Source organism: Kitasatospora sp. NPDC057198 (assembly GCF_042670125.1).
In the GTDB taxonomy this organism is placed as follows: domain Bacteria; phylum Actinomycetota; class Actinomycetes; order Streptomycetales; family Streptomycetaceae; genus Kitasatospora.
Map to the genome: position 1 here is coordinate 1 of NZ_JBHUWH010000446.1, position 6,264 is coordinate 6,264.

3 protein-coding genes and 1 pseudogene are annotated in these 6,264 nt (G+C 74.9%); all 4 read right to left on the reverse strand.

Annotation, left to right across the window (positions count from 1 at the left end; translation table 11 throughout):
* Window positions 1-572 precede the first annotated feature (572 nt).
* The gene (locus tag ACFUEL_RS32640; RefSeq protein WP_380240681.1) at window positions 573-2,141 is read right to left on the reverse strand and encodes a hypothetical protein; all 1,569 of its coding nucleotides are present in this window, start codon (window positions 2,139-2,141) and stop codon (window positions 573-575) included.
* 67 nt (window positions 2,142-2,208) lie between these two features.
* A complete protein-coding gene (locus ACFUEL_RS32645; RefSeq protein WP_380240683.1) occupies window positions 2,209-3,969 on the reverse strand; it encodes a GMC oxidoreductase in 1,761 nt (586 codons plus the stop codon).
* A 21-nt stretch (window positions 3,970-3,990) separates the two neighbouring features.
* Entirely contained in the window at window positions 3,991-5,598 is a 1,608-nt protein-coding gene (locus tag ACFUEL_RS32650) for a succinic semialdehyde dehydrogenase (protein WP_380240685.1), read from the reverse strand.
* A gap of 72 nt (window positions 5,599-5,670) precedes the next feature.
* A pseudogene (locus ACFUEL_RS32655) lies at window positions 5,671-6,264 on the reverse strand (hypothetical protein); the annotation flags it as partial.

The window sequence follows — 6,264 nt, forward strand, 5'->3', positions numbered from 1 at the left end:
GTCGGGTCAGCTGGGTACAGCGACCCCGTCCGCCACCGGGCGGACCGGGGGTGGGGCGGCCGGTCCCGGGGCCGGCCGCCACACCTCAGTCAGCCGCCCGCCCCGGCGTACGCCCCGGTACGCCCCAGTACGCCCCGCAAGCGCTTATCACGCACGGTCACCGCCCCCGGCGGTCCGGCCGGCGCCGCCCCGCGCCGCGTCCGGTTCCGGCCGTACCCCTCATTTACGCCGAATCGGTTGCACGGCAAGGCCCTCGTCCAGGACGATGCATGGAGGCGGGGGGCTCACCGTGCACCTCCCGCTCCGGAGAGCCCGTTCTCGCGGACGGCCGCTCTTTCACGCTCCGTGAGGCCCATCCGGCCCAGGGGCGTGCCCATGACCATCTTTCCGCGACGGCGCTCCTCCCCCGGCGCCGTCACCCAGCACCGGCGCGGCCCTGACGCCGAGTGCTGTGACAAAGGGCCCCGTTCCCCCGCGGGGCCCTTTGCGCTGTCCGGGGCCGGTCCGGGCCCTGCTCCGGCCGCCCGTCCGGGCCCGGGGCGGCCGGGCCCGGGGCGGGGGCGGGTGGCAGGTCAGTCGGCCTCCGGGCGCCGGAACCCGGCGTGCGGGTCCGCGTCCTTGTCGAGCGCCACGGCGGGGGCCGGCGGCTCGTCGACCACCAGCTCGACCGAGCCGTGCGCGACCGTGTCCGGCCGCTCGCCGGCGGCCTGGCCGGACAGCACCGGCGTGCCGGGCAGCGCGCCGGGCATCGGCGGGGCGGCCGGGAACGGCGGGGCGGCCGGGAGCGGCGGGGCCAGCGGCACCGGGGTGCCGCGCAGCCCGTCGAGCAGGCCGGGCACCGCGAGCGCGCCGAACACGCCCCAGACCAGGGCGGAGACCAGCACCGAGAGCACCGACCAGCCCATCGCGTCCTGGCTCGTGGAGACGTCCCTGTCCGCCGAGCTGTACGAGCCGCCCATCGTGAGCCACATCGAGGTGCCGAGCAGCAGCAGTGTGTTCAGCAGCGCGTACAGGCCCGCCAGCACCGCCCGGTCGCGCTGGGGCAGCCGCCCCCGGTGCGCGGACCAGCCGAGCGCCAGCGCCGCGACCAGCGGCAGGAGGGCGGCGAACCACCAGGCGCCGGTGTGGTCGCCCAGGTCGAACAGCGACAGCGACAGGCGGTGGTCCTCGAAACCCGCGCTCAGCAGCGTCGCGCCGCTGCCGATGCCGTGCATCATCACGCCGAGGTTGGTGGCCAGCGCCAGGTTACCGGTGTTCACCAGCCCGTCCTCGTCGGCGAGTTCCGTCACCAGCCCGACCACGGTCAGCAGCACCAGCAGGCCGACGACCACCCGGAAGGCGTGCTGCCAGGCCGCCAGCAGGCTGCCCAGCCAGCCGCGCCGGGCGGCCTCGGCGCGCAGCGCGGCCGCGCCGTCCACGGCCAGCACCAGGACGGCCGCGGCCAGGCCGGCGGACACCGCCAGCGGCAGCAGGGCCGGGCCGACCTCGGAGCTCATCACGGCGTGGCCGTCGCCGCCGTCCGAGGTCTGGCCGGCCAGCCAGCCCAGCAGCAGCGCGACCGCCGCCGACACCGCGCCGGTGCGCAGCGCCTGGACCGCGACCGCGGCCCCGGCCGGCTCGGCGGCCCCGGCCCGGCGGCGGCCCCGGGCCCCGAGGTGCAGGCCGAACCAGAGCAGCAGCAGCCAGCCCAGCGCGACCAGGTACAGCACCAGGTGGAGGCTGGTCTCCATGCCGATCGACGAACCGTCGCCCCGGTGCTCGGTGGGGCTCATGGTCATCCGCAGCGGTGTGCCGAAGGCGGTGAGGATGAAGGTGAGCCAGCCCTGGAAGCTGTTGCCGGAATCCGCCGGCACGTACGCCTGGGGCGACTCGTCATGGCTGCCGCTGCCGATCGCGGCGGCCAGCAGCAGCAGTGCGGTGGGTGCGAGCAGCACCCGGCCGGCGATCAGCCAGCCGCGGGAGAGCAGCGGCGTCTCCCGGGTGTGGTGCACCTTGCCGGCGCCCCACGGGGAGCCGCCGGGCACCGCGGCGCTGTCCTCGATGACGTCCCCGATGGCGGGCGCGGCGAGCGGTCTTCCGCAGTTGGCGCAGGTCACCGCCGGGTCGGCCGAGGCCGCTCCGCAGGACGGGCAGATGGGCATGCTGTGGTTCCCCCCAGGGTGGTTCGTGCTTCGAGGGCCCGTTTATCCCACCGCAGGTAAAGGGATGTCAATCTCCTTCCGGGGCCCGGCGGGGAACTTCGGGCACGGGCAGCAGCGGCAGCCGCAGCGCGCCGAACGCGCCGTCGGGGACGGCGGGGCGGTGCGGGGCGACGGGCGGCACCGGCCGGTAGGCGCCGCCGGGTTCGGGGCGCGGGTCGGCCTCGCCGCGGTTGGGCCACATCGACATGGCGCGCTCGGCCTGCGCGGTGATGGTCAGCGAGGGGTTGACGCCCAGGTTGGCGGAGACCGCGGAGCCGTCGACGACGCTGATCCCGGGGTGCCCGTACAGCCGGTGGTAGGGGTCGACGACGCCGCTCTCCGCGCTGTCGCCGATCGGGCAGCCGCCGAGGAAGTGCGCGGTGAGCGGGATGTCGAAGACCTCGCCGGCGGTGGAGCCGGGGAAGCCGTTGATGGAGGCGGCGAGCGCGCGGGCGCCCTCCTCGGCGGCCGGGATCCAGCTGGGGTTGGGCGCGCCGTGGCCCTGCCGGGAGGTGAGCTTCCCGTTCTTCAGCGAGACGGTCAGCGAGTTGTCCAGGGACTGCATGACCAGGCCGATGATGGTCTTCTCCGACCACCGGTGCTGGTTCATCGACTGGACGAAGATCCACGGGTGCCGGGCGGCGGTGCCCAGGTAGCGCAGCCAGCGCGGCCCGCGCCCGGCGCCGGGGACCTGCTGGATGGAGAGCGCGCCCATCGCGTTGGAGCCCCGCCCGTAGCGGACCGGCTCGATGTGGGTGTTCGCGTCGGGGTGCACCGAGGAGGTGATGGCCACGCCGCGGGTGAAGTCGGGGCGCTCCCCGTAGCGCCGGGTGGAGGTCTGCGCGCCCACCAGCGCCTCGGAGTTGGTGCGGGTGAGGTGGCCGAGCCGGGCGGAGATCCGCGGCAGCAGCCCGCCCTCGCGCATCCGGTGCAGCAGCGTCTGGGTGCCGTAGGTGCCGGCCGCGACGACGACCCGCTCGGCGGTGACCGTGCGCGCCCCGGCCTTCCGGGCCCGCCGGGTGCGGGCGTCGGTGGGCAGCACGTCGACCGCGTAGCCGTCGCCGTGCGGGCGCAGCCGGTGCACGGTGGTCATCGGCAGGATCTCGGCGCCGGCCCGCTCGGCCAGGTACAGGTAGTTCTCGGTGAGGGTGTTCTTGGCGCCGTGCCGGCAGCCGGTCATGCACTCCCCGCACTCGGTGCAGGCCCGGCGCTTCGGCCCGGCGCCGCCGAAGTACGGGTCGTCGACCTCGCCGCCGGGCGCGGCCTTCGCCTCGCCGGTGCCGTCCTGCCCGTCGCCGAAGAACACCCCGACCGGCGCCAGGTGGAAGGTGTCGCCGCAGCCCATCGCCTCGGCGGCGGCCTTCAGGTGCACGTCGGAGGGGGTCATGGTGGGGTTGAGCCGCACCCCGAGCATCCGCTGCGCCTGGTCGTAGAACGGGGCGAGCTCGGCCTGCCAGTCGGTGATGTGCCGCCACTGCCGGTCCTCGAAGAACGCCTTCGGCGGGACGTACAGCGTGTTGGCGTAGTTCAGCGAGCCGCCGCCGACGCCCGCCCCGGCCAGGATCAGCACGTTGCGCAGCAGGTGGATGCGCTGGATGCCGTAGCGGCCGAGGGCGGGTGCCCACAGGTAGTCGCGCAGGCTCCAGGAGGTGCGGGGCAGTTCCTCGCGGCGGAACCTGCGCCCGGCCTCCAGGACGGCGACCCGGTAGCCCTTCTCGGTGAGCCGCAGGGCCGCGACCGAGCCGCCGAACCCCGAACCGACCACCACGACGTCGTAGTCGTACGACACTGCTGCCCCCTTCTGGGTCGGCTACTTCAGTCGGAACGCCTTCATGGCCTTCAGGCCGGTGGTGAACAGCTCGGCGAACCTGCGGTCGTCCATGCCCATCGACGGGCCGATCGGCAGCAGCCGCTGCACGGCAACGGTCTGCGCCTCGGTGTAGCGCAGGATGCCCTCGGCGCCGTGCCGCCGGCCGAGACCGGAGTCGCCCATCCCGCCCATCGGCGAGGCCACCGAGCCGTAGGCGGCGGCGTACGCCTCGTTGACGTTGACGGTGCCGGTGCGCAGCCGGGCGGCGACCCTGCGGCCGCGGGCGGTGTCCTTCGTCCAGACCGACGAGTTGAGGCCGTACGGGGTGTCGTTGGCGGCGGCGACGGCCTCGTCCTCGGTGTCGAAGCGGTAGACCGAGACGACCGGGCCGAAGGTCTCCTCGGCGCAGACCGCCATGTCGGGGGTGACGCCGTCCAGGATGGTGGGCTCGTAGAACAGCGGGCCCAGGTCGGGCCGGGCCTGCCCGCCCGCCAGCACCTTCGCGCCGGCCTTGACGGCCTCCTCGACGTGCCGGGTGACGGTCTCCAGCTGGCGGGCGGAGACCAGCGAGCCCATGTCGGCGCCGTAGGCGAGGCCGCCGCCCAGGCGCAGCGCGGCGGTCTTCTCGGCGAACTTCGCCAGGAAGGCGTCGGCGACCGAGCGGTGCACGAGGATCCGCTCGATGGAGATGCACAGCTGGCCGGCCGAGGAGAAGCAGGCCCGGACGGCGCCCGCGGCGGCCCGGTCCAGGTCGGCGTCGGCGAGCACCAGCATGGCGTTCTTGCCGCCGAGTTCCAGCGAGGCGCCGACCAGGCGCTCGGCGGCCCGCCGGGCCACCTCCCGGCCGGTGCGGGTGGAGCCGGTGAAGGCGACGTAGTCGGCGCGCTCGACGACCTGCGGGCCGACCACCGGGCCGTCGCCGAGCACGATCTGCCACACCTGCGGGGGCAGTCCGGCCTCGACGAACAGCTCACGGGCCCACAGCGCGGTCAGCGCGGTCTGGGTGTCCGGCTTGTTGACCACCGCGTTGCCCGCGACCAGGGCGGGCAGCGCGTCGCCGACGGACAGCTCCAGCGGGTAGTTCCACGGCGAGATCTGCCCGACCACGCCCTTGGGGCGGCGGGCCTCCACGGCGCTGGTCAGGCCGGGCACGGCGCCGCCGCGGCGGCGGTCCCGCAGGTAGGAGCGGGCGGCGCGGCCGTAGTGCCGGGCGGCCGAGGCGACGGCCATCACCTCCTCGAAGGCGTGCAGCCGGGCCTTGCCGGTCTCCGCCTGGACGAGGTCGAGCACCTCGTCCTGCCGCTTCAGCAGCAGGTCGTGGAAGCGCAGCAGGACGCCCGCCCGGTGCCGCACCGACAGTGCGGCCCAGGCCGGCTGGGCCCGCCGGGCCTGCTCGAACGCCAGCTCGACGTCCTGTTCCGAGGACACCGGCAGGTCGGCCAGCGCCTCGCCGGTGAGCGGCGCGAGGGTCTGCGCGCGCTCCCCGCCGGAGGCGGTGACGCCCTTGGCCAGCCGGGCGACCAGCGCCGCCGGCACCGCCGTGGCGACGCCGCGCGCCGCACCGTTCGCCGCAGGGTTGCGCCGGGCCTGGATCGTGCTCTCCGTCATGCGGGCAGCCTAGGCCCTGGGCCCCGACTTGTGTACCCATCGGTAACCCCGAAGGCGGAAGGCCGCCGTCGCTCAGATGGTCGGCGTGAAGTTGTTCAGCACCGTGGTGAACCGCCGCTGGCTCTCCACCCAGTCCTTCTCGGGCCCCGACACGTACACCATGAACGCCGTGCCGTCGGTGCGCCGGAATTCGACCTCCTTGGCCAGCCGGCGGGCGTCCTTCGCTCCGAAGCTGAACTCCCATAGCGCACCCTGCTCCCCCTTGATCTTGACGTCGGTGAGGGTGGTGCGCTGGAAGTTCGCGAGCGTCTTGCTGATGTTGCCCTCCATCTGCAACAGGTGCTCGCGCGGGGTGAGCGACTGGCCGACCGCCACCGCGAACAGCAGGAAGTGCTCCTGGTTGTCCGGCGAGTAGTAGATCTGGCCGCCGCTCCTCTCGGTGCGCACCCAGTCGCCGTCGGTGGGCAGCAGGAAGCGGAACCCGGCCGGGTCGTCCTGCCAGGCGTACCCGGCGGGCGCGGGCGCGCCGCTGGGCAGCGGGCTCTCGGCGGGCAGCGGGTTGTCCGTCCCGGACGCGACCGGGGCGGGCGCGGCCGGCGCCCCGTGGTGCTGCCGGTAGTAGTACGCGCCGCCGCCCGCCCCGGCCAGCAGCAGCACGCCGACCAC